The organism is Pandoraea sp., from assembly GCF_041919235.1.
Classification (GTDB): domain Bacteria; phylum Pseudomonadota; class Gammaproteobacteria; order Burkholderiales; family Burkholderiaceae; genus Pandoraea.
Window position 1 is genome coordinate 1 of the sequence record NZ_JAYRUC010000032.1, and the last position, 26,299, is coordinate 26,299.

General features: G+C 63.6%; 23 protein-coding genes. 8 read left to right on the plus strand and 15 right to left on the minus strand.

What is annotated here, in order from left to right; translation table 11 throughout:
- From acnA to prpB, 3 genes are all read right to left on the minus strand, one after another.
- A partial coding sequence (gene acnA, locus ACE3UG_RS20460) for an aconitate hydratase AcnA (protein WP_374627357.1) occupies positions 1–1,844 on the minus strand: 1,844 nt, incomplete at its 3' end.
- Positions 1,845–1,992: 148 nt separating this feature from the next.
- Complete coding sequence (prpC, locus tag ACE3UG_RS20465; protein ID WP_374627359.1) at positions 1,993–3,144, minus strand: 2-methylcitrate synthase; 1,152 nt, start codon at positions 3,142–3,144, stop codon at positions 1,993–1,995.
- A 28-nt stretch (positions 3,145–3,172) separates the two neighbouring features.
- Positions 3,173–4,063: a methylisocitrate lyase gene (gene prpB / locus ACE3UG_RS20470; RefSeq protein ID WP_374627360.1), complete on the minus strand. Its 891-nt coding sequence runs from the start codon at positions 4,061–4,063 to the stop codon at positions 3,173–3,175.
- A 342-nt stretch (positions 4,064–4,405) separates the two neighbouring features.
- On the opposite strand from prpB, the gene prpR reads away from it, so the two are divergent.
- Positions 4,406–6,550 carry a propionate catabolism operon regulatory protein PrpR gene (gene prpR, locus ACE3UG_RS20475; protein ID WP_374627362.1) on the plus strand — a complete coding sequence of 715 codons (2,145 nt, stop codon included), beginning with the start codon at positions 4,406–4,408 and terminating at the stop codon, positions 6,548–6,550.
- A 27-nt stretch (positions 6,551–6,577) separates the two neighbouring features.
- Here the strand turns inward: prpR and ACE3UG_RS20480 are convergent, their stop codons facing one another.
- The 5 genes from ACE3UG_RS20480 to ACE3UG_RS20500 form a co-directional block, all read right to left on the minus strand.
- Complete coding sequence (locus ACE3UG_RS20480; protein ID WP_374627364.1) at positions 6,578–6,739, minus strand: hypothetical protein; 162 nt, start codon at positions 6,737–6,739, stop codon at positions 6,578–6,580.
- A 166-nt stretch (positions 6,740–6,905) separates the two neighbouring features.
- Entirely contained in the window at positions 6,906–7,715 is an 810-nt protein-coding gene (locus ACE3UG_RS20485) for a MetQ/NlpA family ABC transporter substrate-binding protein (protein WP_374627366.1), read from the minus strand.
- 415 nt (positions 7,716–8,130) lie between these two features.
- A complete protein-coding gene (locus tag ACE3UG_RS20490; RefSeq protein ID WP_374627368.1) occupies positions 8,131–8,760 on the minus strand; it encodes a hypothetical protein in 630 nt (209 codons plus the stop codon).
- Between the two features lie 440 nt (positions 8,761–9,200).
- Positions 9,201–10,805 (minus strand): ABC transporter substrate-binding protein, encoded by a 1,605-nt coding sequence (locus ACE3UG_RS20495; RefSeq protein ID WP_374627370.1) that lies wholly within the window; start codon positions 10,803–10,805, stop codon positions 9,201–9,203.
- A 240-nt stretch (positions 10,806–11,045) separates the two neighbouring features.
- The gene (locus ACE3UG_RS20500) at positions 11,046–11,963 is read right to left on the minus strand and encodes an IclR family transcriptional regulator (protein ID WP_374627372.1); all 918 of its coding nucleotides are present in this window, start codon (positions 11,961–11,963) and stop codon (positions 11,046–11,048) included.
- 390 nt (positions 11,964–12,353) lie between these two features.
- Here ACE3UG_RS20500 and ACE3UG_RS20505 point away from each other — a divergent pair, with 390 nt between their 5' ends.
- Positions 12,354–14,714 carry a cytochrome P450/oxidoreductase gene (locus ACE3UG_RS20505; protein ID WP_374627374.1) on the plus strand — a complete coding sequence of 787 codons (2,361 nt, stop codon included), beginning with the start codon at positions 12,354–12,356 and terminating at the stop codon, positions 14,712–14,714.
- Between the two features lie 136 nt (positions 14,715–14,850).
- Here the strand turns inward: ACE3UG_RS20505 and ACE3UG_RS20510 are convergent, their stop codons facing one another.
- Both ACE3UG_RS20510 and ACE3UG_RS20515 read right to left on the minus strand, forming a co-directional pair.
- The gene (locus ACE3UG_RS20510; RefSeq protein ID WP_374627376.1) at positions 14,851–16,065 is read right to left on the minus strand and encodes a multidrug effflux MFS transporter; all 1,215 of its coding nucleotides are present in this window, start codon (positions 16,063–16,065) and stop codon (positions 14,851–14,853) included.
- 176 nt (positions 16,066–16,241) lie between these two features.
- Positions 16,242–17,597, minus strand: coding sequence for an MFS transporter (locus tag ACE3UG_RS20515; protein ID WP_374627378.1), 1,356 nt, complete (start codon positions 17,595–17,597; stop codon positions 16,242–16,244).
- Between the two features lie 657 nt (positions 17,598–18,254).
- Between ACE3UG_RS20515 and ACE3UG_RS20520 the strand changes: the two genes are divergently transcribed.
- Positions 18,255–18,866: a hypothetical protein gene (locus ACE3UG_RS20520; RefSeq protein ID WP_374627380.1), complete on the plus strand. Its 612-nt coding sequence runs from the start codon at positions 18,255–18,257 to the stop codon at positions 18,864–18,866.
- Positions 18,867–19,025: 159 nt separating this feature from the next.
- Here ACE3UG_RS20520 and ACE3UG_RS20525 read toward each other — a convergent pair whose 3' ends face one another.
- Positions 19,026–19,292, minus strand: coding sequence for a hypothetical protein (locus ACE3UG_RS20525; protein WP_374627382.1), 267 nt, complete (start codon positions 19,290–19,292; stop codon positions 19,026–19,028).
- Positions 19,293–19,635: 343 nt separating this feature from the next.
- Here ACE3UG_RS20525 and ACE3UG_RS20530 point away from each other — a divergent pair, with 343 nt between their 5' ends.
- Positions 19,636–20,193, plus strand: a complete 558-nt coding sequence (locus ACE3UG_RS20530; protein ID WP_374627384.1) for a hypothetical protein — start codon at positions 19,636–19,638, stop codon at positions 20,191–20,193.
- On the opposite strand, the gene ACE3UG_RS20535 is transcribed toward ACE3UG_RS20530, so the two are convergent.
- A complete protein-coding gene (locus ACE3UG_RS20535) occupies positions 20,132–21,049 on the minus strand; it encodes a LysR substrate-binding domain-containing protein (protein ID WP_374627387.1) in 918 nt (305 codons plus the stop codon). The two genes, ACE3UG_RS20530 and ACE3UG_RS20535, sit on opposite strands and share 62 nt — an antisense overlap.
- A 196-nt stretch (positions 21,050–21,245) precedes the next feature.
- Here ACE3UG_RS20535 and ACE3UG_RS20540 point away from each other — a divergent pair, with 196 nt between their 5' ends.
- The gene (locus ACE3UG_RS20540; protein WP_374627389.1) at positions 21,246–22,742 is read left to right on the plus strand and encodes an acetyl-CoA hydrolase/transferase family protein; all 1,497 of its coding nucleotides are present in this window, start codon (positions 21,246–21,248) and stop codon (positions 22,740–22,742) included.
- 155 nt (positions 22,743–22,897) lie between these two features.
- On the opposite strand, the gene arsN2 is transcribed toward ACE3UG_RS20540, so the two are convergent.
- Together arsN2 and ACE3UG_RS20550 are read right to left on the minus strand one after the other, a co-directional pair.
- Complete coding sequence (gene arsN2, locus ACE3UG_RS20545; protein WP_374627391.1) at positions 22,898–23,389, minus strand: arsenic resistance N-acetyltransferase ArsN2; 492 nt, start codon at positions 23,387–23,389, stop codon at positions 22,898–22,900.
- Positions 23,386–23,685, minus strand: coding sequence for a hypothetical protein (locus ACE3UG_RS20550; protein ID WP_374627393.1), 300 nt, complete (start codon positions 23,683–23,685; stop codon positions 23,386–23,388). The genes arsN2 and ACE3UG_RS20550 overlap by 4 nt, the downstream gene beginning before the upstream one ends.
- 222 nt (positions 23,686–23,907) lie before the next feature.
- Here ACE3UG_RS20550 and arsH point away from each other — a divergent pair, with 222 nt between their 5' ends.
- Complete coding sequence (arsH, locus tag ACE3UG_RS20555; protein ID WP_374627395.1) at positions 23,908–24,678, plus strand: arsenical resistance protein ArsH; 771 nt, start codon at positions 23,908–23,910, stop codon at positions 24,676–24,678.
- Positions 24,679–24,681: 3 nt separating this feature from the next.
- Positions 24,682–25,059 carry an ArsR/SmtB family transcription factor gene (locus tag ACE3UG_RS20560; RefSeq protein ID WP_374627397.1) on the plus strand — a complete coding sequence of 126 codons (378 nt, stop codon included), beginning with the start codon at positions 24,682–24,684 and terminating at the stop codon, positions 25,057–25,059.
- Positions 25,060–25,220: 161 nt separating this feature from the next.
- Here ACE3UG_RS20560 and ACE3UG_RS20565 read toward each other — a convergent pair whose 3' ends face one another.
- Entirely contained in the window at positions 25,221–25,565 is a 345-nt protein-coding gene (locus ACE3UG_RS20565; RefSeq protein WP_374627399.1) for an ArsR/SmtB family transcription factor, read from the minus strand.
- Between the two features lie 217 nt (positions 25,566–25,782).
- On the opposite strand from ACE3UG_RS20565, the gene ACE3UG_RS20570 reads away from it, so the two are divergent.
- The gene (locus ACE3UG_RS20570) at positions 25,783–26,298 is read left to right on the plus strand and encodes an arsenate reductase ArsC (RefSeq protein ID WP_374627401.1); all 516 of its coding nucleotides are present in this window, start codon (positions 25,783–25,785) and stop codon (positions 26,296–26,298) included.
- Position 26,299: the final 1 nt, after the last annotated feature.

The window sequence follows — 26,299 nt, forward strand, 5'->3', positions numbered from 1 at the left end:
CAATACGGCGGACGACGGATGTAGGTACTCATTTCACGCCAGTCGTACAGCGGCTCGGCCCGCTCGCCTTGCTCGATCGATGCGGCGAACATCGGCTCGTACACGCGGCGGAATTGCTCCGGCTTGACGCTGCTCTCGATGATCGCGTCGATCTCCTCGTCGCTTGGCCACAGATCCGCGAGCTTCACCGGCTTGCCATCGGCATCGACGCCCAGCACGTCCTTCTCGATGTCGAAGCGGATCGTTCCTGCAATGGCGTAGGCCACCACCAGCGGCGGCGACGCGAGAAACGCCTGCTTCGCATAAGGATGGATGCGACCGTCGAAGTTGCGGTTGCCCGAGAGCACGGCCGTGGCATAGAGATCGCGCGCGATGATCTCTTGCTGGATCACCGGATCGAGCGCACCCGACATGCCGTTGCACGACGTGCAGGCATAGGCCACCACGCCAAAGCCGAGCTTTTCGAGCTCCGGCAGCAGCCCCGCCGCTTCCAGATACAGCGTGACGGCCTTCGAGCCGGGCGCCAGCGAACTCTTGACCCAAGGCTTGCGCAGCAGGCCTGCCCGGTTGGCGTTGCGCGCGAACAGACCGGCCGCGACCATGTTGCGCGGATTGTTGGTGTTCGTGCAGCTCGTGATCGCCGCAATGATCACAGCGCCGTCGGGCATGCGCCCTGCTTCGTTCTCGACCTTGCCGCTGATGCCACGCGCCGCCAGCTCGCTCGTCGGCACACGGTTGTGCGGATTCGACGGCCCCGCAATATTGCGCACGACGCTCGACAGATCGAACTTGAGCACGCGCTCGTACTGCGCCTGCGTGAGGCTGTCGGCCCAGAGGCCCGTCTGCTTCGCATAGGTCTGCACCAGCGCAACGAGCGCGTCGTCGCGGCCCGTGAGCTTCAGGTACTTGATCGTTTGGGCGTCGATGTAGAACATCGCCGCCGTGGCGCCGAATTCCGGCGCCATGTTCGAGATGGTTGCGCGGTCGCCCAGTGTGAGATTCGCGGCACCTTCGCCGTAAAACTCGAGGTAGGTGGACACCACCTTCGCCTTGCGCAGGAATTCGGTGAGCGCGAGCACGATATCGGTTGCCGTAATGCCCGGCTGCGGCTTGCCCGTCAGTTCCACACCGACGATATCCGGTAGACGCATCCACGATGCGCGCCCGAGCATCACACTCTCCGCTTCGAGACCGCCCACGCCGATGGCGATCACGCCCAGCGCATCCACCATCGGCGTATGGGAGTCGGTGCCCACGAGCGTGTCGGGATAGGCCACACCGTCCGCGACCTGTATGACCGGGCTCATGCGCTCCAGATTGATCTGGTGCAGGATGCCATTGCCCGGCGGAATCACGTCGACATTGCGGAACGCTCGCTTCGTCCAGTTGATGAAATCGAACCGGTCTTCGTTACGACGATCCTCGATGGCGCGGTTCTTCGCGAACGCGTCCGGATCGAAGCCGCCGCACTCGACCGCGAGCGAGTGGTCGACAACGAGTTGCGTCGGCACGACCGGGTTGACGAGTGCCGGGTCACCGCCTTGCGCCGCGATCGCGTCGCGCAGACCGGCGAGATCGACGAGCGCAGTCTGACCAAGAATGTCGTGACAGACCACCCGTGCGGGGAACCACGGGAAGTCGAGATCGCGGCGTCGCTCGATCAGTTGCCTGAGCGACTCAGTGAGCGCCGCCGGATCGCAGCGGCGCACGAGGTTCTCAGCCAGCACGCGCGACGTGTAAGGCAGCGTGTCGTAGGCGCCCGGCGCAATGGCCTCGACGGCGGCGCGGGCGTCGAAATAATCGAGCGACGTCCCGGGCAGGGATTTGCGGTATTCGGTGTTCATCATGTGAGGAAGGTGTCGGCCCGGCCTATGGCGGTGTACAGCGTGTGCAGACGATGTCCCTGCGTGCCGGACGCCTGCGCGGCACAGCGGCGCGAAGGCCGCCGCTGTGCCGGGCTATCCGGGAAAGAAATGCCTGATTCAGACAGCCTCAGCGCTTTTCGATCGGCACGAACTGCTGATCTTCCGGCCCCGTGTAGTTGGCGCTCGGACGAATGATCTTGTTGTCGATGCGCTGCTCGATGATGTGCGCGCTCCAGCCCGACGTGCGTGCAATCACGAACAGCGGCGTGAACATCGCGGTCGGCACGCCCATCATGTGGTAGCTGACCGCGCTGAACCAGTCCAGGTTCGGGAACATTTTCTTGACGTCCCACATCACCGATTCCAGGCGCTCGGCAATGTCGTACATCTTCGTGCTCTGCTGATCCTTCGACAATTCGTGCGCGACTTCCTTGATGACCTTGTTGCGCGGATCGCTCACCGTGTAGACCGGGTGGCCGAAACCGATGATCACTTCCTTGTTCTCGACGCGGCGACGAATATCGGCCTCGGCTTCGTCAGGCGAGTCGTAGCGCTTCTGAATCTCGAACGCCACCTCGTTCGCACCGCCGTGCTTCGGACCGCGCAGCGCGCCGATGGCGCCGGTAATGGCCGAGTGGATATCCGAGCCCGTGCCCGCGATCACGCGCGCCGTAAAGGTAGATGCATTGAATTCATGTTCTGCGTACAGAATCAGCGACGTGTGCATTGCACGGACCCACAGATCCGACGGCTTCTCGCCGTGCAGCAGATGCAGGAAGTGACCGCCGATGCTGTCGTCATCCGTCTCCACGTCGATGCGCACGCCGTTCTGGCTGAAGTGATACCAGTACAGCAGCATCGAGCCGAGGCTGGCCATCAGACGGTCCGCGATGTCGCGCGCGCCCGGCACGTTGTGGTCGTCCTTCTCGGGCAGTACGGTGCCGAGCACCGAGACGCCCGTGCGCATCACGTCCATCGGGTGCGCAGCGGCGGGCACGGTTTCGAGCGCGTCCTTGACGGCGGCCGGCAAGCCCCGCAGCGACTTCAGCTTGGCCTTGTAGCCGCGCAGCTCGGCCACGCTCGGCAACTTGCCATAGACGAGCAGGTACGCAATTTCCTCGAACTCCGAGGTCTGGGCCAGATCCAGAATGTCGTAGCCGCGATAGTGCAAATCGTTACCCGAACGCCCCACGGTACACAGGGCGGTGTTGCCCGCGGTCACCCCCGACAGGGCGACGGATTTCTTCGGCTTGAAGCCGGTGGCAGTCGTCTCGCTCATGCTCATTCCTCCAGGTTCAGGGATTCGGTTATTTCTGTTGTTCGAACAGTGCGTCGAGCTTCTGTTCGTAAGCGTGGTAGCCAATGCTCTCGTAGAGTTCGGCGCGGGTCTGCATGGTGTCGAGCACGGCCTTTTGCGTGCCGTCGCGACGAATCGTGTGATACACATTTTCCGCCGCCTTGTTCATGGCGCGGAAAGCCGAGAGCGGGTACAGCACGAGACCGACCTGTGCGCTCTTGAGTTCTTCCACGGTGAAGAGCGGCGTCGCGCCGAACTCGGTGATGTTCGCGAGCACTGGCACTTTCACCGCATCCGAGAACTGGCGGTACATCGGCAACTCGGTCATCGCTTCCGGGAACACCATGTCGGCACCGGCTTCGACGCACGCGCACGCACGGTCGATGGCCGCCTGAAGCCCCTCGACGGCCAACGCATCGGTGCGCGCCATGATGACGAAGTTCTCGTCGGTGCGGGCGTCGACCGCCGCCTTGATGCGATCGACCATCTCCTGCTGACTCACGATGGCCTTGCCCGGACGATGGCCGCAACGCTTCGCGCCGACCTGATCCTCGATATGCATGGCGCCCGCGCCAAACTTGATGAGCGACTGCACCGTGCGCGCAATGTTGAACGCCGACGGTCCAAAGCCCGTATCGACGTCGACAAGCAACGGCAGATCGCACACGTCGGTGATGCGGCGAACGTCGGTCAGCACGTCGTCGAGCGTCGAGATGCCCAGGTCAGGCAGGCCCAGCGACCCCGCCGCCACACCGCCGCCCGACAAATAGATCGCCTTGAAACCGGCCGCCTTGGCCAGCAAGGCGTGGTTCGCATTGATGGCACCGACCACCTGCAACGGTTGCTCTGTTTTGACGGCCTCGCGGAAAGCGGCGCCGGCCGAACGGATGGAATGCGTCACGTGAGTCCCTTGGTCGTGTCGTGCGGGTGTGGCCGTGAAGCGCCGCTGGATCGCACGTGGGTTGAGTTGTGGCCATTAGCATAGCAATGGTCGTGCCAGACCGCTCCGCCTGCAGGCGCCACCATCGGCAACATACGCCTAAAGCATTCATTTAACAGCAGAAATTTCTCTCGCTCCTGGCATTCGCGCCAAGTCGATTGTCGGACTACACGCCTCGGTTGCGTCGCACATTGTTTCATATTGAAACGCAATGTGAAACACCATGTTGCTTTATGCTACGATCCGCGTGACGCTGTTGACGTCGCCAGCCCGCCCGCCGCACATATGTCGACGAAATACACCATGCCCGATAGCACCGCCACCGATGTACCGTCCCGTCTGCCCGCCTCTGCCGCGAGCGTCTCTCGCGCGGGGTATGCCGCGGGGTATGCATTACCGGCCGCCGCGGTTCGCAAGCCGGTGATCTGGGCCGTGGGCATCAGCAAGCTTGGCGAGCTGTATCGGGACATCGTGCCCGACTACGCCGCGCAAGCCGATGTGCAGATCATCGACAAAGGCTATGAAGCCGTCATCGATGCCTTGGCGCGCCTGCCGGCCGGCAGCGTCGACGGCATCGTCGCGGCCGGTTCGAATGGCGCATTCCTGCGCGAGCGCGTGGCGCTGCCCGTGGTGCTCGTGAAGGTGACGGGCTTTGATGTGATGCATGCCCTGGCCCGGGCACGCCGCGCCCTGCCGTCGCCCTCGCCCACGTCGCGCATCGCGCTCGTGTCATACGCCCGCCCTGCGCCCGAATTCGAGCGCTTCAGGAGCGCCTTCCACCTCGAAATCTCGCAGCACGCCTATCTCGACGCTCACGACGCCGAAGACCTCGTACACCGGCTGCGCGACGACGGCATGGAGGTCATCGTCGGCCCCGGCCTGGTGACCGAACTCGCCGAACGCGCCGGGCTCACGGGGGTCTTTCTCTATTCCCAGGACTCGGTGCGCGCTGCGTTCGACACCGCGCTCGAAGTGGCGCGCTTCGGGCGCATCGAAGCGCAACGGCGCGAGCGACTCGATACGGTATTGCGACACTTGCATGAAGGTGTGGCGGCGGTCGATCTGAACGGACGAATCGAAGCGATCAACGCATCGATGGCGGGCATGCTTGGCGTAACGGTTGCCGATGCGCTCGGCCGTGTGCTCGACGCCATCGCCCCGGCGCTCGACATCGCACGAACGCTGGAGAGCGCAAGCGCCGAACTCGAGGCAATCGTCTCGATGGCCGGCAAGACGTGGGTCATCAACCGCATTCCACTGCTCGATCAGGGCACGCTCACGGGCGCGTTGTTGACTTGTCAGGACTCGCAGTCGTTTGCGCGCGTCGATCGCTCGCTGCGTTCGCGCCATCGCCCACGGCATCTCGTGGCGCGCTATCGCCTCGACGATCTGATTGGGGACTCACAGGCGATGACACAGGTGCGCGCGTTGGCGCGCCGCTATGCGCAGACCGACTCGACAGTGCTCGTGCACGGCGAGAGCGGCACCGGCAAGGAGTTGCTGGCACAGGGCATTCATAACGCAAGCCGGCGGCGCGACTACCCGTTCGTCGCCATCAACTGCGCAGCGTTCCCGGAGACACTGCTCGAGAGCGAGCTGTTCGGCTATGAGGACGGCGCCTTCTCCGGCGCACGGCGCGGCGGCAAGGCGGGCCTGTTCGAGACAGCGCATAACGGCACCATTTTTCTCGATGAAATCGGTGAAATGCCGATGCCGCTCCAAACACGTTTGTTGCGGGTACTGCAGGAGCGCGAGGTGCTGCGTCTCGGCGCGAACGAGCCCGTACCCTGCGACGTGCGCGTGATCGCCGCCACACACCGCGATCTACGTCAACGGGTGGCCGCCGGCATGTTTCGTGAAGACTTGTACTATCGACTCAACATTCTGCGCATGGTGCTGCCCCCCCTGCGCGAGCGCATGGACGATCTGCCGCGCCTCACCCCGCTCTTTCTCGAGCGCGCCCTGGCGCGCGCGGGTGCGCGTATGAGTGTCGATGCGTTGCAGGCGTCGCTGCTACCGCTGCTCGCCGCGTATCGCTGGCCGGGCAATGTCCGCGAACTGGAAAATCTGCTTGAGCGAATTGCCGTCGTGTGCGCGGATGTCGTCGATGCGCGCGAGATCAGTCACGCGCGCTTGATCGAGATTGCGCCGGAACTGGGGGCGATGCCGGACGGGGCAGACATGGCGACGCCGCCCGATGTTGCAAAAACGAACAACGGACGGATAATCGGCGCGCGTGATGCTCACCTCGATGGCGTCGCCAGTGCAGACATCGGCGCGAGGCCCCCCGCCCCGCTGACAGGCCGTGCCCGTCGCGCAGCCGAGGAACTCGCACGCATTCGCACCGCGCTGGCGGCGTGCGGCGGCGACCGCAGCACCGCATGCGAAGCGCTCGGCATCAGCCGGTCGACGCTTTGGCGCAAGCTGCGCGACGCCTCGGACGGCTGACCCGTATCGGTCCGACGCAGACCTGCATCAATGCTGATGACGGATGCGGTCCCACATTTCGTGCCAATTCAGGCGCCTGTGGTCGGACGGCTCGTCGTGATGCGTCACCCAGAAATGATCGACAAGCATGCCGATGGCGAAACCGACAAGCAGCGCCACAAGCATCATCGAGACATTCAACATGGACATAGCGACCTCCCGTCGGTCGGAATCTCGCTTTCATTCTAGTCAAATGTCTTCATGCCTGCGTCGCGATCGTTGACCGATAGCGACATGGCGCTGCCGGGGTCGAAACCCCGGCTCGCGGCAGCCCCGAGCGATGGGCGCATCGTGCATGACGCATGCGTGCGCAGGCTTACCACGTCGGGATCAACGCCCCCTTGAACTGTGTTTCGATGAATTTCTTTACTTCGTCGGAGTGGTAAGCATCAACCAATTGCTTGACCCACGGCTTGTTCAGGTCTTGGGTGCGCACGGCAATCAGGTTGGCGTAGGGGCCCTTCAGATCTTCGATGGCGATGGCGTCGCGCTTGGGGACCAGACCGGCCTGCGCGGCGAAGTTGGTATTGATCGAGGCGGCGTCCAGATCCGGCAGTGCGCGCGGCAATTGCGCGGCCTCCAATTCCACGATCTTCAGCTTCCTCGGGTTCTCGGCAATATCGAGCGGCGTGGCGTTTTTACCGCCCACGCCAGCACCGGAACGTAGCTTGATCAAGCCTTCCTTTTGCAGCAGCAGCAACGCCCGGTTGCCGTTGGACGGATCATTCTGGATGCCGACCTTGGCGCCATTCGGCAGGTCCTTCAGCGACTTGTATTTCTTCGAGTAGAAGCCCAGTGGCGAGACATAGGTGAGGCCGGCGCTCACGATCTTGTAGCCGCGATCCTTCACCTGGCTGTCCAGAAAGGGCTTGTGCTGGAAGCCGTTGGCATCAAGATCGCCGGCGTCGAGCGCGGCGTTCGGCTGAGCGTAGTCACTGAACTCGATGACCTTGATTTCGAGGCCGCGCTGATGCGCGACCTTCTTCACAACGTCGAAGATCTGCGCGTCGGAGCCGGCCATGGTGCCGACCTTCAGCGGCTTCTCAGCCGTCTGAGCCGTGGCGCCGAGCGATGCCAGCGCAAGGGTAGCGCCGAGGAACGCGTTGATCAATTGACGGGACAGCATGTGCGAATTCTCCTTTTGCAATCGGGCACCTGTTGAGCACCCATTCGATGTCATGCGGACCGGATGGGTCCACGCCGGTCGCGGACGGACGGCAGCCCCCTCGCGCGCCCCAGCCCCCGGATGCTGCCATAGGCAAGCGTTGACGCGAAATACATAATCGGCATTTCCATATCCATCGCTCGCGTCATCCATCCAACCCAATAAAAAAACGCCCCTTCGTATCACCGAAGGGGCGTATCGCCGGGAGAACTGCCTGATCACGGGCCGGGGGGGTGGCACGGCTGACAGCGAGGCCGTCAGCCGGTCGAATCAGGAACCGACGATTAACCTGCGAGACTCACTAATAAGGTCAAGCGTTGCGAACCGGGGCCATCGCATGCGCTGTGCCGAGCGCATGCCGGCCGCCAAGACTGGCTCACGGACACGTCTCCTCGCCGTTCAGGCCATTCATCGCGCATCCACCGCCGCCGCCACCGAAACCGCTGGGACCGCCGAATGCGGCAAGTCCGTTCCCGCCTGCCGCGCCTCCGATGCCACGTCCACCCGGGCCGGATGCACCTCCTCCCCCGCCGCTGCTGGCACCGACGCCACCACCGCCACCGCCGGGAGCATTACCGCCACCACCACCACCACCACCACTACCGCCACCACCACCACCACCACCACTACCGCCACCACCACTACCGCCACCGCCGCCGCCACCACCACTGCCACCGCCGGGGGCATTACCGCCACCGCCACCGCCGCCACCGCCACCACCACCGCCGCCACCGCCGCCACCGCCGCCGCCGCCACCGCCGCCACCACCATGGCTACCGCATCCGCAACTTCCAGCGCCACCGATGCCGATACCTACGCCGTGACCTGCGCCGCCTGGACCACCGAAGGCACCCAGTCCGCCGATGCCGCCTCCGCCAAAGCCAATGCCGCCGCCTCCGCCGCGCCCACCACCTCCACCGCCCGCAGCGTACGAAGCGTTGATCGAAATGCCACACAGCATGGCCGCCGCCGCCGCCGCTACCAACGTCGCCTTGAACCCGTTCATGGTCCCCTCCCCGTGCACGCGCACACTCACCTCGTGATACACAGCACCCCGCCAGAAGGTGCTGCGTTACGGCGTGAGCGCATCAGCGAAAACGCGGGCAATAGCTGGCCGACCCGTGCGTGCATGCACAGGGACTCCTTGCCAACTGCCTGCGGGGAATTCGGGTTGGCGCTTCGCCATACACGATTCACATACGCGAATTTCGTGCCAGTCGAATCAACCCATTGATTTAAAAGGAACTAATACCTTGACTTGCGAGAGATCGCGACATCGCGTGCGAAAAGTGTATCGTTCCTGAAACGCCGATACCCACCGGCCCCGGCGCCATGACCATCAGCCGGACGAATCAAGCATGCATGAAACGGGGCGCACGGAGGCATGAGGTGGATATGTGCAAACCGTGTCCGGGGCTGGACACGGTTTGCGGAACCGCCGGGGATTTACTTGACCTGCACCGTCGCAAAGTCCTGACGACCGAATGGGCTCACCTGATACCCTGTCACGCCGGCACGCGTGATGACCGCTGCAATCGGGTGAGCGAGCGGAATCCACAGCGCATCGTCCTTGATCATTCGCTGCGCCACCTGATACTTCACGGTACGCGCCGCGAGATCACTCACACGCTTACCTTCATCGATGAGTCGGTCGAGGTCCTTGTCGCAGAAGCGTGCGAAATTGGTGCCCGACGTCACCGCCGCGCAACTGAACTGCGGGGTCAGGAAGTTATCCGGATCGCCATTGTCGCCCGACCAGCCCATGAACAGCAGGTCGTGCTCGCCGGCCTTGGCGCGTCGAATCAGCTCACCCCACTCCACGGTCTTGATCTGCGCCTTTACGCCGATCTTGGCGAGATCGCTCTGCAACATCTCGGCACTCATGCGCGGATTCGGGTTAAGCAGGCTACCGCCGGGACGCGTCCAGATCGTCGTTGTGAACCCTTTCGGGAAGCCCGCGTCGGCCAACAGCTTTTTCGCTCTGACGATATCGAACGGATACGCCATCACGTTCCTCGCAAAACTCCACGTGTTGGGCGGGTACACATTGGTGGCCGGGGTCGCGGCGCCCTCGAACACCTGCTTCACGTAGTTCGCTCTGTCGAACGCCATGTTCAGCGCCTGACGCACGCGCCTGTCGTCGAGCGGCTTGTGCTGCGTGTTGATGGCGACGAACGCCGTCATGAACGCAGGCGTCTCCACCACTTTGAGGGCCTTGTCGCCACGCGCGGCGCGCACGTCGAGCGGCGTGGGCGACAGCGCGATCTGGCATTCTCCGACCTTGACCTTCTGGGCACGTACGGCCGCATCGGGCACGATCGTGTAGATGAGGCGCTCCGACGCCGGCGCGCCGCCAAAGTACGCCTTGTTCGCGTCGAACCGTATGACACTGTCCTTCTGATAGCTGCGGAAGATGAACGGCCCGGTGCCGATGGGACGCGCATTCAACTCGCCAGGCTTGTTGATCGCGATGAGTTTGTCGGCATACTCAGCCGAGTAGATCGACGCGAAGCCCATCGAGAGCATCGACAGAAACACGGCATCCGGTTCGGACAAGGTGAAGCGAACCGTGTCGTCGTCGATCTTGCGCACCGATTTGATCAGCTTGCCCAGCGAGAGCGATTGCGCGTGCGGGAAGCCCGATGGCGTGAGCTTGTGCCACGGCGCATTGACGTTGAGCATGCGATCGAACGTGAAGACAACGTCGTTGGCATTGAACGGCCGCGTCGGCTTGAACAAGGCGTTGCTGTGGAAGCTCACGTTCGGGCGCAGCGTGAAGGTGTACGTCAGCCCGTCGGGACTCACTTCCCAGTGGGTCGCCAGGCTCGGCACCACCTTCCCCTGCGCAGCATCGAATTCGACCAGACGGTTGAAGACCGGATCGGCCGACGCATTGGTCGTCGTGAGCGAGTTGTAGCGCACCACGTCGAAGCCTTCCGGGCTGGCTTCGGTGCACACGGTGAGTGCCTTGGCATGCGCCGCAAGCGGCACCATCGGCAAGGAAAGAGCCGTCAGAACGGCAGCGACCTTAAGGCGCGAGCAACGGCGCATGGGCTTCTCCTCCAGGAAGTCGATGACGGTAGGCAAAACAGCGGATCAGAATAGCCTAAATTCCCGACGATTGCCCCTGCGCCACAAGCAAAAGCCAAGATCCGCTGTCGCAAATCCCAAAACCGAAAGTCAGTTCTGCCAACTGAATACCGGCAAGCGGCCGACGATGCGAACGCACACCCTGCTCGCCCTGCGTCGCGAACCGGCCGGCATGTCGCACCGAGACCGCCTGCAACTGACTCACGCAGAAGACGTGCGCGGCGGAACCAGCGGCGGTCGATAGCCCAACGCATGGCTCGCGGCCAGGGCTTCGCGACGCACGGCCTCGCCGATGGGGCCGTCCATGCGCGCGTCGAACCCGCCCGTCGCACCGAGCGCCGTGATCACCCCGACGAGGCGAGCGTCGTAGTTGAAGACCGGCGCAGCCAGCGCGCTGATGCCCGTCAGATTGGTATCGCGAACGCTCGCGCCTTGTGCGGCGCGCACCTCGGCGCGCAACGCACCGATGGGATCGACAGGATCGAGCTGTGCACGCTGTTCGGGCGTCGCCAGTGCCAACTCGCCTTCGGCCATCGCCAGTACTTGCGGGTCGTCGAGCAAGCCCAGGAAAACGCGGCCGGCGGCCGACCAGAGAACCGACATCACGGAACCGATGCGCACGTTGATCGTCACGGGCAGACCCGGCTCCTCGAACCGTACGATGGTCGGCCCCTTGTTGCCCATGACGGCAATGAAACAGGTGACTTCGAACGCTTCGCGCAGGCGGACGAGCGCGGGTTCGGACGCGCGCACCGGGTCGGCCTGCCGCATCGCGGCCACGCCAATGAGCATTGCTTCGAGACCGAGGTGGTAGTGCTGCGAATCGGTGTCCTGCGCCACGAGCCCCTCTTCCACGAGGCTCATCAGATACCGGTGCACCTTGGCGGGACTCTGCTGAACATGCAGCGCGAGCGCCGTGAGGCTGGCACGCCCGCCCAGCCGGGCCAGTCCCTTGAGCACCACCATGCCGGTCTCGGCCGATTGCACCCGTTGCCGGCGGCCGCGCTCGCGAGGCGCATCGACGGGCTCTGTGCCAGACGCCGCGAGGCCGTCCGATACGCTGGAAGTCGCGGCCGCACTACGCGGACGCCCTGCTGTGGATCGTTTGCTTGTCGTCATTGGCGAGATTCTATGATGCAAATCGACGTTGTCCGGCATCGGCAGGACTAGAGGTTAACCCCAGTCCACCAATTTACGCAATGCGTATTATATTTACGCTTATCAGATTCAAAGAATGTGAGCGCACGATGGATGCGCGGCTGCCCCGATGATAGGCGCGCATCGTCGCCCCGGCGCTGCAGGCGACCGGGTAGCCGGTGCGGAGCACATCGGAATGAGGAGACGTCCCGGCCAATCCAGCACGTTCAGCCGACTCGGCCGGGTCGGGTGCACGTGCCGGTGCGCACGCGTGGCCCGATCGCGCGGCACTCCTCTACACTTGTTTTATTGCGTGCGTCGTCGCGAGCCCGGAACGGCCGTCGTCGCACCCGACCCAGAGAGCGTGAACGGATGAGCCAAACGATGTCCCCCACCCCCGAGACTGCCGCAGCCAACGCTGGCGGCTGCCCTTTTCATCAGGCATCTCCCGCCAAGGCACCCAATGGCTGCCCGGTGAGTGCGCGTGCTGCCGATTTCGATCCCTTCGAGGACGGTTACCAGCAGGACCCGCCTGAGTACGTGCGTTGGGCGCGCGAGCAGGAGCCGGTGTTCTACAGCCCGAAGCTCGGCTACTGGGTGGTCACGCGCTACGACGACATCAAGGCGATCTTCCGCGACAACATCACGTTCAGCCCCTCGATTGCGCTGGAGAAGATCACACCGACCGGGCCGGAAGCGAATGCCGTGCTCGCATCGTATGGCTTCGCGCTCAACCGCACGCTTGTGAACGAAGACGAACCGGCGCACATGCCGCGCCGTCGCGTGCTGATGGAGCCGTTCACGCCCGAGCATCTCAAGCATCACGAACCGCTGGTCCGCCAACTCGCGCGCGAGTATGTCGATCGCTTCGTCAACGACGGCCGCGCCGATCTCGTCGACCAGATGCTGTGGGAAGTGCCGCTCACGGTGGCGCTTCACTTCCTCGGCGTGCCGGAGGAGGACATGGACAAGCTGCGCGAGTACTCCATCGCGCACACGGTCAACACGTGGGGGCGGCCGAAACCCGAAGAGCAGGTTGCCGTTGCCCACGCCGTGGGCAACTTCTGGCAACTGGCCGGCAAGATCCTCGACAAGATGCGCCAGAACCCGGAGGGCCCGGGCTGGATGCAGTACGGCATTCGCAAGCAAAAGGACTACCCGGAAGTCGTCACCGATTCCTATCTGCATTCGATGATGATGGCAGGCATCGTGGCGGCGCACGAGACCACCGCCAACGCCACCGCGAATGCCATGAAACTGCTGCTTCAACACCCGGACGTCTGGCGCGAGATCTGCGACGACCCCTCGCTGATTCCGAACGCAGTGGAGGAGTGCCTGCGCCATAACGGCTCGGTCGCCGCGTGGCGGCGTCTCGTCACCAAGGACGTCACCGTTGGCGGCATCGACATCGCGGCGGGCGCGAAGCTGCTGATCGTCACATCGTCCGCCAATCATGACGAAGCGCATTTCACCGACGCCGACCTGTTCGACGTGCGCCGCGAAAACGCGAGCGATCAGTTGACGTTCGGCTACGGATCGCATCAATGCATGGGCAAGAACCTCGCGCGCATGGAAATGCAGATCTTCCTTGAAGAGTTCACGCGCCGGCTGCCGCACATGAAGCTCGCCGAGCAGACGTTCACCTACGTGCCCAACACCTCGTTCCGGGGGCCGGAGCATGTCTGGGTTGAGTGGGACCCCGCGCAGAACCCTGAGCGTCACGATCCGTCCGTGCTGGCGCGTCAGTCGCCGGTGCGCATCGGCGAGCCCTCGGGGCATAGCGTGACGCGGCCGGTCGTGGTCGAGTCCGTCGCGCAGGTGGCCGAGGGTATCGTCAAGCTGCGTCTGGTCGCCCCGGACGGCCGCGCCATGCCGCGCTGGGCGCCCGGCTCGCACATCGACATCGAATGTGGCGATACCGGGCTGTCACGTCAATATTCGCTGTGCGGCGACCCGTCGGACACCGGCGCGCTGGAAATCGCCGTGCTGCATGAACCGGAAGGCCGTGGCGGCTCGAACTGGGTTCACACGCAGGTGAAGGCCGGCGACCGGCTGCGCATTCGCGGCCCGCGCAATCACTTCCGGCTGGATGAAACGACCTCCCGCGCGATCTTCGTGGCGGGTGGGATCGGCGTGACCCCGATTGCCGCCATGGCGCGCCGGGCGAAGGCGCTGGGCATGGACTACGAAATCCACTACAGCGGCCGCAGCCGTCGCACGATGGCGCTGATCGACGAACTCCAGGCGCTGCACGGCGAGCGTCTGCATCTGTGGGTGAAAGACGAAGGCCGGCGCGCCGACTACGCCCGCCTGCTCGCCACGCCGCAAGACGACATGCACGTCTATGCGTGCGGCCCCGCGCGCATGCTCGACGCGCTGGCACAGTGCTGTGCGCACTGGCCGGACGACACGCTGCGCGTTGAACACTTCCAGTCGCAACTGGGCACGCTCGACCCCGAGACATCGCACGCGTTCGACGTCACGCTCAAGGATTCGGGCATCACGCTGACGGTACCGGCCGATCAGACGTTGCTCACGGCACTGCGCGCCGCGAACATCGACGTGCAGAGCGACTGCGAGGAAGGGCTGTGCGGTTCCTGCGAGGTGCAGGTGCTGGAGGGCGAGGTAGAACACCGCGACGTGGTACTCACACGCGCCGAGCGCGAGACCAACACAAAGATGATGGCCTGCTGCTCGCGCGCCTGCGGCAAGAAGCTGGTGCTGGCCCTATGAGGTGCGGCGTCGCTTGACGCAATGACGCAAGCTTGACGCGAGTTCGAAGGGGCGCCACGGCGCCCCTTATTCGCTTTACCGACGGTCGCTACGCCGATCCTGACACCGCCGGTTCAGGCGTTGGGGCCTGACGCGTTCAAGGGGCGTGCTGCGGCTGGCGCAACATCGTGAGCAGCATGACGAGCGCGAGCAAGGCGAAGCCGCACATGACGGTTGCGAGCGGACGTGGCGTACCGTCGTTGAGCACACCGAGCAGGCCACCCGCTGCGAAGCCGAAGCCATACTGCACGCTGCCCACGAGCGCCGCCGCCGCACCCGCGCGCGTGGGGTGATCGGCAAGCGCCCCGGCGACGGAATTCGCGGTGATGATGCCGCGCAGCGACATGAACAGGAACAGCAGCGCCACCATGAGCGGCAGCAACGCGAAGCCCAGCCAAACCGTCGCGCACAACACGGACGTGACGATCGCACATCCAACAATGCCGGCGCGCATCAGGCGATACGCACCCAACTGCCCCACGCGACGCGAGTTGAACATCGTCATTGCGGCCATGCCGACGATGTTGATCCCGAAAAGCACGCCGAAAAACTGCGGCGACACATGGAAGTACTCCATGTACACCAGCGGCGTGCCGGTAATGTAGGTGAACGACGCGCCAAAGACCGCCCCGCCCGCCAGCGTGTAGCCGACGAAACGCGTATCGCGCAGCAACTGCCAATATGACGCCGCGACGGCGCGCGGGCCGCCCGACTGTCGCGCATGGACGGCCCCGGTCTCCGGCAGACGCCACAGGGCGAGCATCGCCACCGCGCCGAACGCCGCGAGGACGCCGAAGATGACCCGCCATGTCGTGAAACGCAGCATCTGGCCGCCGACGAGGGGGGCTACGATCGGCGCAACGCTCATCACCAGCAACATGATCGAAAAGGCCCGCGCACTGTTGCGCGGCCCGTAGACGTCGCGCACGATCGCCTGGGCAATCACCGGCATGGCGCAGCCGCCGAGTGCCTGCACGAAGCGCCATGCCATCATGTGATCGATGGTATCGGCGAACGCACAGCCGATGCTGCCAAAGATATACAGCGCGATCCCCGCGGCCATCGGGCGACGACGTCCGAACCGATCCGCGAGCGGCCCCCACACGAGCTGTCCGAAGGCGAACCCCAGGAAGAAGTATGAGAGGGTGAGCTGCGTGGCTGCCGCACTTGCCCCCAACGCGTGGCGCATCGTCACGAGCCCCGGCAGATACATGTCGGTGGACGCCGGCGCGATCATCATGAACAGGCCGAGAATGCCGAGCAACACCCGCTCGGAAGGCAACGCAGCGCAGCGTTCGGACGTCGATGTCATGAGAGCTCGGAGGGTTCGGTGCGAAGCCTGTCGCGCCGCAGGCGACGCCGCGCAAACAACGACGCCCGCCATGATAACGCTGGCGGGCGCCGCACTTTCATACTCGATCGCGATTCGTCATCGGACCCCTGGCTGCAGCGCCTGGCAAAGCCGTCGGGGCCGCGGTACTGACACCGTCAGCCAGCCGCTGCCGTGCGCAGATTGCCGCCGCTACCGCGCTGCGTGCGGGCAATCGCCAACACGCCGATCAGCGAAACGCACGCCGGCACCGCCGCCGCAAGAAACAGCGACGACGACGACCATTGCAGATGCATGAGCGCGCCGCCGAGCACCGGACCGAGCACCGAACCGATTCGCCCGATACCGAGGCTCCAGCCGATGCCGGTAGAGCGCAGCGACGTCGGGTAATACGTTGCGGCCAGCGCGTTGAGCGCCGGTTGTCCGCCGATGATCGAGAAACCCGCGAAGAAGATCGCGATGAACACCGCCAGCATCGACACCATCACCACCGGATTGCCGATCGCCGCCGTCGCTGCGATCGCGATCAGGAACGTCACGGCCAATACGCTCGTGAAGCCCACCCGGTCGATCACCCGGCCGAGCAGCAGCGTGCCGATCACGCCGCCGGCCCACAGCGCAGTCCCCGCCATCACGGCGACTTGCGTCGAATAGCCCGCGTCGCGAATCACCGTCGGCAACCAGTTCGAGAGGAAGTACATGTCGAGCAGGTTGGCGAAGTTGATGACCCAGAGCAGCAGCGTCACACGCGCTCGGCCGTCCTTGAACAACTCGATGAACGGCACGCCTTCTCCCTTTTGCTCGTCAAGCACGAAGCGGGCGTCGGCCGGAACGCTGGCCCCCGGCGCCACACGCAGCAATTGCTTGCGAATACGTGCGCTATCGCTCTTTTTGAACATCAGGAACTGAATCGACTCGGGCAGCGAGATCCACATCAGCACGCCGAGCACCAGCGGAATGGCGCCGCCGATGTAGAACACCGCGCGCCAGCCCAGACTCGGAATGATGGCCGCCGTGATGAGGCCACCGACCACACCGCCCAGCGTAAAGCCGCACGACACGATCATCATGAGCGACACGCGAATGCGGCGCGGGCTGTACTCCCCCGCAAGCGCCATTGCGTTGGGCATGATGCACCCCAGGCCCAGCCCGGCCGCAAAGCGCCAGATGACCAGTTCCGTAATCGTGTTGGCAAAACCGGTGACCATCATGCACACGGAGAAGCACAACGTCGCACCGATGAGCACCGGGCGGCGGCCCAACTTGTCGGCCAGCGCCGAGAACGTGAGCGAGCCGACCAGCATGCCGAACAGGCCCGCGCCGAACACCGGCGAGAGCGTTTCCTTGGCGATACCCCATTCGCGAATCACCACAGGGGCCACATAACCCATGGCCTGGACATCGAAACCATCCACCACCAGGCACATCGCGCACAGCACGATCACCCACCATTGATAAGCCCCCAAACGACTCTCGTCGATCAGCGCGCCGACATTCACTTCTGCTGCTTTCATCGTGTCTCCAAACGTTTTCGCAACTTCGTGGCATTGCGTACCGGTCAAGGCGCCGGTCTCTCCAGTCGTCGCCGCACACCCGGCACCCTGCCGCCCGGTCAGGCCAGCAAGGCATTTCATGCATCGGGACGAACTGCGGACAAGCCACCCCCGTCGCCCATGAAATTACGCTTTGCGGAAGTTTATATCGCCGAACGTAAATCAATGCCTAGTGTTAACACTTAGATTTTCGGAGGATGCCAATCGCCTTGGACGCACGGGCCGAACGAGATTAAAGGGTCGCTGAAGCGGACCCTGACGATCGGGTTTGTGGTTTTTCTCCATCGGGAGCATGGGATGACGCCTGGGTCGCGCATCGCAGAGCCATGCGGGACATGGAATTGGGCGATTGACGTGTGCCAACGCGACGAATTGTCGCAGTTGTGGTTTTTCTACAGATATTTCCAGCAAAGGTTAACCCGTCTAGGGATTTCCCTGATATAGTTGCACCTGTCTCCTCCACCTCCTCCTGGTGGATTTCACGGCCAGCAAATTGCTGGCCGTTTTTTTTGCCTCTCGATCGCGAGTCCCTTCGTGCTCACTGGCATTCACGGATCGTGATCCAGGCGCGTCGGCGGCATGGCTGGCGGCGCGCAGTCCTGCGCTACACTCGTCTCCATGAAATTCGCGCCGCTCGTTACCCTGCTCTGTGTGTTGCCGCTCGCCGGCTGCTATGTCGTGCCGTATCCAGGGGGCGCGCTCACGCTGTCTCCCACCCCTTTCGCGCCGCAAGCCATGCGGGCGGCGCCCGGCACGCCGGGTGCCGCCGATGTGGCGACCACGCCGGTGCCCACGCCGCGTGTCTCCGCGGCCGCTGTGAGATCGTCGCCGGTTCCGCCGCCGCCTGCGGGCACGGCGCGGCGTGAGACCTATCCAAACGGCTCGCCTGTGCCGCCGGATTACCGACCACCGAGCCAGCCAGCACCGCGCGCTCCCGCCAATCCCAATGGGTCTCCCGTACCGCCGGACTATGTCCCGCCGCCAACGGTGCATGTGCCGTCCGGTGCCGTCGTGTATTCGCCGGACGCAGCCTACGTGGCCTATCCAACTTATTCGACGTATTCGGCTTACCCGGCTTACCCGGCGTACGTTGCCTATCCAGCCTATTCGGCCTATTCGGCCTACCCGACGTTCGCCCCGTCGCCGTGGGTCAACCCTGTGTCGTTTTCATTTTCATGGGGACGCGGCTGGGGTGGCTGGGGCAGTCGATGCTGCCATCGCTGGCGCTGAACGACCGCCACCGGCGGTGTCGCTTTGCGTGCGATACGCTTGCGGTACGCATGTGATGCGCGGGGAGTGTTGCGATTGACGCAGCGATCGATGCGGCGATAAATGGTGCGATAAATGGTGCGATTAGTGCTTCGGCAAGTGCTTCGATAAGTCCAGCGGTCAGTGCGAGGTCTCGCTTTCGCCGGCGACGCGGTCTTCGATGCGGCGCTCGATGCGCTTGCGGATCTGCTGTGCCGCGTCTGACGCATCGTTGGCGTCGATGCTGGAGAATTCGCAACGGCCAATGTAGTGCCCCTCGCAGTACGCATCGACGGCACCGTCGAAGCGCGCGTCGGTACGCGGCGTAATGGCCCCCTCCAGGTCGAACGGGCGCCCGGGCGGCGTGTTGCTGACGTAGTGCCAAGAAAAACGGAATGATTGCGTCACATGTCCCCCTCTTTCCAATGACAGCAATGGGATTGCCGACCCATGCTGTTCTTTCGGAAATCCTAGCATGTTCAAGAATCTCGACAAACGGACGAAAAAAAAGCGGCCCGCCGATGCGGCGAGCCGGATAGTCCGTGGAGGTCGGGGGCACGTCTGAGCCACGGCAGTTTCACTGTAGTTCGGAATTGCGGTCGCGACTCTCGGTAATTTGCCGGATGCCGCTCGTGCTGCGGCCCAATCGGTTTGAGCGCCGTCGACGATCCAACGGCATTCTCAGGGGGGACGAAATGGGGTCGGCGCTCCGGTAATGTGGTGCTTCCCCCACTGCGTTCACAACCTCGCCATGACACTCAAATTTCGCAATCCGGCGAACGGCGATGTCGTCGCGATCACGTATATGTCGTGCGTCGCGGCATTCTTCCTCGGCCCGCTCTACTTGCTGGCGTATGGCTTTGCGTGGCATGCGCTCGCCTGGACCGTCCTCGCCATCGGCCCCGCATTGATCTGGAAGGAATCGGCGCTGGCGTTTTCACTGCCCGCCACTTGTTTGCTCTACTCGCTGACGATTCACCCGCTGCTCGTCGGCAGGTTGCGCGCCAATGGGTGGCTGCCCACGCGTGACGATGCCGTGCCGAGCCCGCGTCAGCGGGGCTACGATGCCTACACCGATACCCCGAGCCCCGGGGGCGCCCACGCGCCCATCGCCCTCGCGCCGGCGATATCGTCACTCGCTGCGCATCTCGCGAACGGCCCAATCGGCCAGATATCCTCGTCGGCGGCCAATGAAGGCACGACCCTCGCGGGTGACGAAAAGCGCTGCCCCTACTGCGCCGAGACGATCAAGCGTCAAGCGGTCCGCTGCCGCTACTGTCTGGCGAATCTGCAGGCAACATCGCAATAAACCGGTCGAGTGCGGCCGAACCGTGGTCCGCGCGATAAGCGAGGCTGATCGGCGCATGGGGCACGTCGCCGTCGATCGGCCAGAACCCCATGCCGGGTGTGCGGATCTGGCTCACCGACGCAGGCACCAGCGATACCCCGAACCCGGCGGCCACCATCGGCACGATGGATGTAATCTGCGGCGCCTCCTGCCCCAGCTTCGGCCGGAACCCTGCCGACTCGCAAGCCGCGATCGTGCGATCGTACAACGCGGGGCTGATCTCGCGCGGCAGCAAAATGAACTCGTCCTGGGCGAGCGCCGCCAGCGGGACGCGCTCCCGCGTACACATCGCATGTCCAAGCGGCAACACCAGCACCATCGGCTCATCGGCGACCGGAACGCTCACGACGCCCGCCGGCATCTCGAACGGCGTGCGCACGAACGCCGCGTCGACGCCGTCGTCCAACAGCGCCGCCAGCAGACTCGCCGTGTTGCTCTGTTGAGGATGGAGTTGCACGTCGGGATACCGGGCGCGGAAGTCACGGATCCACGCCGGAATGCGCGGCTCGAAGTATGTCGCCCCCGCAAACCCAATGCGGATATGGCCCGCGTCGCCGTGTGAAATCTGCAGCATTCTGCGCTTGACGCGCTCCACCCGCTCCAGCACCTGCCTCGCCTCCGGCAGGAACGCCTCACCCAGTGCTGTGAGCACGACATCGCGTGGCAAGCGCACGAACAACGGCCCGCCCAATTCCGCCTCGAGCTGCCGGATCTGCAGGCTCAGCGGCGGCTGCTGGATGCCGACGCGCGCGGCCGCCCGCGTGAAATGACGCTCCTCGGCGACCGCAATGAAATATTGCAAATGCCGCAATTCCATGAGCCCTCCTCTGTCAGCCCGGCCCCGCCAGTGTTCGATGTCTTCAAGACATAAAAAGTATTGAAAATGCGCGTTCAATATATTGGAAATGTAGACACCGGGTCAATACACTTCGAGTCAGGCGCGGATGGGCTTGCCTTTAGCCGCGACGCCAAGAGATCGAGAGATTCCAATAAGAGAGACGAGGAGCCTGACAATGTATGAAGACCGCATCCGCCTGGCGTCGCTGCGCGACCGGGTGATGAGTGCCGACGATGCTGCAAAGCTGATCGGCGACGGCATGGTGGTCGGCATGAGCGGATTCACCCGCGCCGGCGACGCCAAGGACATGCCGATTGCACTGGCCAAGCGCGCGCAAGCCCACCCGATGAAGATCACGCTGATCACCGGTGCATCGCTGGGGCACGATTCCGACAAGACGCTCACGGAAGCGGGCGTACTCGCGAAGCGCTTGCCGTTCCAGGTCGACACGACCTTGCGCAGCGCAATCAACCGCGGCGAGGTGATGTTTGTCGATCAGCACCTGTCGGAGACGGTTGAATTCCTGCGCACAGGTCAGTTCGGCAAGCTCGACGTGGCCGTGATCGAGGCTGTCGCCATTACCGAAGATGGCGGGCTCGTGCCGAGTTCGTCGGTCGGCAACTCGGCGAGCTTTGCGATCCTTGCGGAAAAGGTGATCGTCGAGATCAATCTGGCCCAGCCGCTCGCTTTCGAAGGCATGCACGACATCTGGATTCCGAGCCAGCGTCCGCACCGCATGCCGCTGCCGATTGTCGACGTGCGCAACCGTGTCGGCACGCGTGTCGTGCAGATTGCGCCGGAGAAGATTGCCGCCATCGTCATTACCGACACGCCGGACAGCGCCTCCAACGCACTTCCGCCCGATGCGCACACGCAGTGCATTGCCGGCCATCTCATCGAATTTTTCCAGCATGAAGTCTCGCGCGGCCGGCTGCCGCGCACACTGCCCGCGATTCAGTCGGGCATCGGCACCATTGCCAACGCGGTGCTCGCAGGCTTCATCGACTCGCCGTTCGAGAACCTCACGATGTATTCGGAGGTCCTTCAGGACTCGACATTCGACCTGATGGACGCGGGCAAGATGGTGTTCGCGTCGGGCTCGTCGATCACGGTGTCGCAGTCGGTGCAGGATCGCGTGTTCCGGCAACTCGAGCGTTACCGGGACAAGCTTGTCCTGCGTCCGCAGGAAGTCAGCAACCATCCGGAAGTCATTCGACGGCTGGGGCTGATTGCGTTGAACACCGCGCTGGAAGCAGACATATACGGCAACGTGAATTCCACGCACGTGGGCGGCACGCACATGATGAACGGCATAGGAGGCTCGGGCGATTTCGCTCGCAACGCCCGCATGGCGATCTTCGCCACCAAGTCGATTGCCAAGGACGGCAAGATCTCGAGCATCGTTCCGATGGTGCCGCACGTCGATCACAACGAGCACGATGTGGACATCATCGTGACGGAACAGGGCCTCGCCGATCTGCGCACACTCGCGCCGCGCGAGCGCGTGAAGCTGGTGATCGAGCATTGCGCGCACCCAAGCTATCGGGACCTGCTGCGCGACTATTATCGCGACGCACTGCGCTATGGCGGGCAAACACCGCACGCGTTGGAGCGCGCGTTCGACATGCACGTGAACTTACGCGAACGCGGTTCGATGCTGGCAGGGAAATGAGATCGGCATCCGGGCGCCGATGACCCGAGAAGGCGCGGCGACCGGATGAACCACCGGCGTCATGCGCTCGCCGCCGCGTCGCTAATGCGGCGGCGGCCGCGCGTCGACCGGCACGCGTAGACGTTGCGAGGTGTTCGTCGCGCGTGAGCCCGAAGTTAGGGGTGAGCGTCGGACGACGCTACCCGCAATGCCGTTGCGCCCATGTCTTTGTGCATGCAAACGGCCGACGCGGGGCACAGCGTAGCGAACTGCGCGCTGCGTTGCAGCACCTCCGGCACGAGGCGACGCTCGACGACGTCGTAGCCTTGCCGGGCGAAGAGGCGACTCGCAGTCGTCGTCAGCAGGTACACGTCGACAACGCCTCGCCGTCGGGCTTGCGCTTCGGCGACGGCGATCAGCGCATGTCCGATCTGCCCTCCTCTGGCCTGTTCCGCAACAGCGAGGGAGCGCAGCAAGCCAATCGTGGCAAACGACGCCAATCCGACACACCCGACCACGGAATGCGCGCTCGTTACGGCGACGAAAAAGTCGATCCCGGCAGACGGGGTGACGTCGTCGCACGGTAGGCCGCAATCGGCCAACATTTCACGAATCCTGGGCAATTCATCTGCACTGGCACTGCGAATTCTGATGCCGTTGTCGTTCATCGGGATGACTCCGGGGAAATTGCCGGCGGCGATGTCTCGTGTTTCGCCATTCTGGCGCCTTGGGCGAAATATACGGCGAAAGCAAACGACACCGTCGCGACCAAAGACACAGCGAGGACCATCCACTCGGCGAGCGCGTACTGCCTTTGAACGCGCCATATCGCAGCGGCGGAATCAGGCCAAGTGCCTTTCGCGATGTTGGACGGAATGGAGAGCAGGCCGCTGATCCCTCCGTAGCCTTGCGTCCATATCAAGACATCAAGCTGCACAAGGGTGCCGCGCAGAGTCGTCATCATGCCATTCGCCGCTCCGTAGCGCGGTGCAAATACGCCAGGTCCGATCCGACTGCGGACTCGATGGGTTGCGTTCCATACCGTGCGGCCCCGAAGCACTCTGAAATTGGCGTGCTCCGCAAAGGCGCTTCCAGACCTGGCCGACGCTGCCTCCGGCGATTCTACTTGCAATCCTTTGATAATTCCATAAACTTGGAAACGTAGAATACTGGACGAAGCCCTTCGATGACGACACCTAGCATGGACGCTTGCGCATTTCCGGCCGCACGCACCGACTTTCTGGACACCTCCATCGCGGCGCGACTTGGAATGCCGGGTGCGGAACCGGTCCGAATCCTGCTGCTGTATGGCTCGCTGCGACAGCGTTCCTATTCACGTTTTCTGGTAGAAGAGGCGGCTCGCCTGCTGCAATTGTTCGGGGCCGAGACGCGCATATTCGATCCTCACGGCCTGCCCTATCCCGACGATGCCGGGGCAGACGATCATCCCAAGGTCAAGGAGTTGCGCGCGTTGTCGGTATGGTCCGAGGGGCAGGTCTGGTGCAGCCCTGAGCGGCACGGGACTATTTCGGGCGTCATCAAGACCCAGATTGACCAACTTCCCTTGTCCATGGGGGGCATTCGGCCCACGCAGGGGCGCACGCTCGCGGTCATGCAAGTCAGCGGCGGCTCTCAATCGTTCAACACGGTGAACCAACTGCGCCAACTCGGGCGCTGGATGCGCATGTTCACCATCCCCAACCAGTCATCCGTTGCCAAAGCCTACGAAGCGTTCGACGACGCAGGGCGTATGAAGCCGTCGCCGTTCTACGACCGCCTTGTCGATGTGATGGAGGAACTCGTCAAGTTCACGCTGTTGCTGCGCGCTCACGCAGACTACCTCGTCGACCGGTACAGCGAGCGCGTCGAGGAAGGCCGGCCGCTTGACGGGAACACCGATCTTGCGTCGCTCGCAATGGGGCTGAACACACAGTCGCATCAAGACGAGGTCGACTAAGCCGTGACGACCTTCGATTCGAGTCGCGCGGTGACGGCCCTTGCCGCGCTTGCCCAGGCGTCGCGTCTTGCGGCATTTCGCCTGCTTGTAAGCGCGGGGCCGTCGGGCATGCGTGCCGGTGCAATCGCCGACGCACTCGACATGCCGTCACCGAGTCTGTCATTTCATTTGAAAGAGCTGACGCATGCCGGGCTCATCGAAGGACGGTCACAGGGGCGACACGTCATCTACCGTGCCCATTACGAGAACATGCAGGCATTGATCGGTTTTTTGCTTGAGAACTGTTGCGCCGCCGAGACGTGCAACGCGGCACCGCATGAGCCTCGTGCGGGTCAAGCGGACCAAGCGGGACCAAGCGGACCAAGCGAGCCAAGCAGCTAAATCGTAAGTGAGCCGATGGCATGCCGATGTCGTCGAACCGAAGTGCGACCTGTGGTGGCCGTCGGTCCGACCGCCTCGAACGTTGTCGCAGCCGGTCGAGCGCCTAATGGCTGCCGAAGACGCCGATGCCGTTCGGCGACCCTGCCGGGCGGCCAGGACAATCAGGCGGCCACCGTCGTCTTCGGCTTGCACTTGAGCGTCTTCTTCGGCGCGCACACGTCGGCTCCCTGACAGCAGTTTTCTGTCAGAAAGTCGATGAGGTCATTCATGTGCTCGATTGCAGGGGCGTAGTAGATAAAACGCCCCTCCTGGCGAGATGCGACGAGCCCGGAGTGGGCCAATTCCTTGAGATGGAACGACAAGGTGGCGCTGGCGAGTCCGAGTGTTTCCTGAATGACGCCAACGCTGAGCCCACTTGGGCCGGCCGCGACCAGCAGACGGAAAACCGCGAGACGGGTGGGTTGCGCCAGCGCGGATAGCGCTTTGATTGCGTCGTTTTCCTTCATGGTACTCAATGGCAAAAGTCAGGCGACTATTCTAAGCCTATCGAGATGACGGCGGCAGACTCACGCGCTTGCCCGCCCCAAAGGGGCACGTCACCCAGTGACAAGCCCGCCCGCTTCAACGGATCACCGACCAGCGGAAGTTGTCGGGCAACAACAATTCGATTATATTGGAATTATCGATATAATTCGATCCTTCCCCACTCAGCGGAGAAACTTCGTGACCGAACAACGCAAGTACAACGTCCTCTTTCTGTGCACGCACAACTCAGCGCGCTCGATTCTCGCCGAGGCCGCCCTGAACGCGCTGGCCGGTGACCGGTTCGTCGCCTACAGTGCGGGAAGCCATCCGGGGACGGCGCCGAATCCGCACGGCATTGCGCTATTGCGTTCGCAGAATATCCCCGTGGATGGACTTCGGAGCAAGAGCTGGGATGAATTTGCCAACGAGGGGGCGCCCCGAATCGACTTCATCTTCACCGTTTGCGATGACGCCGCAGGCGAAGTCTGCCCGATCTGGCCGGGTCATCCGTCCAAGGCGCATTGGGGTGTGCCCGATCCTTCGCGGATCGAGGGGAGCGATGAGGACAAGCGACGCGCGTTCCTGCAGACGTTCGTCCAGTTGAAAAAGCGCATCGAATTGTTCGTGAACCTGCCGTTCGAGAAGCTCGACGCCATGGCAATGCAAAAGGCGATGCAGACCATCGGTACGTCGTTGCGCGAGAAAGGAGAGTAAC

What these genes read in the sequence shown, in the direction of transcription:
- ACE3UG_RS20495 (WP_374627370.1), bottom strand. Translation starts at nt 10,805, where the DNA reads ATGCGCCGTTGCTCGCGCCTTAAGGTCGCTGCCGTTCTGACGGCTCTT.
- ACE3UG_RS20540 (WP_374627389.1), top strand. Translation starts at nt 21,246, where the DNA reads ATGTATGAAGACCGCATCCGCCTGGCGTCGCTGCGCGACCGGGTGATG.
- ACE3UG_RS20565 (WP_374627399.1), bottom strand. Translation starts at nt 25,565, where the DNA reads ATGAAGGAAAACGACGCAATCAAAGCGCTATCCGCGCTGGCGCAACCC.
- ACE3UG_RS20500 (WP_374627372.1), bottom strand. Translation starts at nt 11,963, where the DNA reads ATGACGACAAGCAAACGATCCACAGCAGGGCGTCCGCGTAGTGCGGCC.
- ACE3UG_RS20485 (WP_374627366.1), bottom strand. Translation starts at nt 7,715, where the DNA reads ATGCTGTCCCGTCAATTGATCAACGCGTTCCTCGGCGCTACCCTTGCG.
- arsN2 (WP_374627391.1), bottom strand. Translation starts at nt 23,389, where the DNA reads ATGAACGACAACGGCATCAGAATTCGCAGTGCCAGTGCAGATGAATTG.
- ACE3UG_RS20550 (WP_374627393.1), bottom strand. Translation starts at nt 23,685, where the DNA reads ATGATGACGACTCTGCGCGGCACCCTTGTGCAGCTTGATGTCTTGATA.
- ACE3UG_RS20510 (WP_374627376.1), bottom strand. Translation starts at nt 16,065, where the DNA reads ATGACATCGACGTCCGAACGCTGCGCTGCGTTGCCTTCCGAGCGGGTG.
- ACE3UG_RS20535 (WP_374627387.1), bottom strand. Translation starts at nt 21,049, where the DNA reads ATGGAATTGCGGCATTTGCAATATTTCATTGCGGTCGCCGAGGAGCGT.
- ACE3UG_RS20530 (WP_374627384.1), top strand. Translation starts at nt 19,636, where the DNA reads ATGACACTCAAATTTCGCAATCCGGCGAACGGCGATGTCGTCGCGATC.
- ACE3UG_RS20480 (WP_374627364.1), bottom strand. Translation starts at nt 6,739, where the DNA reads ATGTCCATGTTGAATGTCTCGATGATGCTTGTGGCGCTGCTTGTCGGT.
- ACE3UG_RS20520 (WP_374627380.1), top strand. Translation starts at nt 18,255, where the DNA reads ATGAAATTCGCGCCGCTCGTTACCCTGCTCTGTGTGTTGCCGCTCGCC.
- arsH (WP_374627395.1), top strand. Translation starts at nt 23,908, where the DNA reads ATGACGACACCTAGCATGGACGCTTGCGCATTTCCGGCCGCACGCACC.
- prpR (WP_374627362.1), top strand. Translation starts at nt 4,406, where the DNA reads ATGCCCGATAGCACCGCCACCGATGTACCGTCCCGTCTGCCCGCCTCT.
- ACE3UG_RS20515 (WP_374627378.1), bottom strand. Translation starts at nt 17,597, where the DNA reads ATGAAAGCAGCAGAAGTGAATGTCGGCGCGCTGATCGACGAGAGTCGT.
- ACE3UG_RS20505 (WP_374627374.1), top strand. Translation starts at nt 12,354, where the DNA reads ATGAGCCAAACGATGTCCCCCACCCCCGAGACTGCCGCAGCCAACGCT.
- prpC (WP_374627359.1), bottom strand. Translation starts at nt 3,144, where the DNA reads ATGAGCGAGACGACTGCCACCGGCTTCAAGCCGAAGAAATCCGTCGCC.
- ACE3UG_RS20490 (WP_374627368.1), bottom strand. Translation starts at nt 8,760, where the DNA reads ATGAACGGGTTCAAGGCGACGTTGGTAGCGGCGGCGGCGGCGGCCATG.